This window comes from Candidatus Eisenbacteria bacterium (assembly GCA_005893275.1).
GTDB lineage: Bacteria > Eisenbacteria > RBG-16-71-46 > SZUA-252 > SZUA-252 > WS-7.
The window spans coordinates 23,166-23,448 of the sequence record VBOW01000057.1; positions in this window are offsets into that span (position 1 = coordinate 23,166).

Sequence of the window (283 nt, forward strand, 5' to 3'; positions counted from 1 at the left end):
CCGCCGCGTCCATCCCGTTGTAGCCCGCGTCCGTGCTGGTCGCCGCAGCCGTCACGATCGTGTACGCCACAGCCCCGTCCACCCCGAAATCGTCCACCCCCGTCACCGTCACGGTCTGTGCCACGTTCCAGTTCCCCGAGGTAAACGTCACCGAGGCCGGGGCCACCGTCCCCTCGGTCAGATCGTTCGACGAGAGCCCGATCGTCACATTCGCCGTCGGCTGGCTCGTGAGCACTACCGTGAACGTGGCCGTCCCGCCCGATTCCGTCGTCGTCAGGCCGGA